The 351-nt window shown below is 45.0% G+C and carries 1 protein-coding gene; it reads right to left on the bottom strand.

What is annotated here, in order from left to right; translation table 11 throughout:
- On the bottom strand, positions 1 to 351 hold a 351-nt coding region (locus CWB85_RS22555), incomplete at both ends, for an Ig-like domain-containing protein (RefSeq protein ID WP_171039060.1).

Raw genomic sequence — 351 nt, forward strand, 5'->3', positions numbered from 1 at the left:
AGCTATTATTGCTGGTGACTTCATTTTCATTGATCACTTGATCTGCAAGATCTGTATCACTTAGCTCGATTGTGATCCTTGCTGCTACGTCTTTTTGTGCAGTATCTGTAGCTTGATTGCTGTTTCCTGCGCGGTTTTCGACACTTGCAGTTGCAGTAATATCACCATCTATGAGGAATCGAGAGTCAAAGTTTTCAATGAGCCATTCACCGTTCTCAACGACAGCTGTTAATTCAATTGCTGTGCCTTGAGAATCAGTCACGACGACAGTAACTATCTGACCATGTGCAGCATCAGTGGCGCCGCTAATGCGAACCCTTGGTGCTGCGGCGGCATTGATAGTGTCATCTT

Source organism: Pseudoalteromonas sp. S1727 (assembly GCF_005886375.1).
In the GTDB taxonomy this organism is placed as follows: domain Bacteria; phylum Pseudomonadota; class Gammaproteobacteria; order Enterobacterales; family Alteromonadaceae; genus Pseudoalteromonas; species Pseudoalteromonas haloplanktis.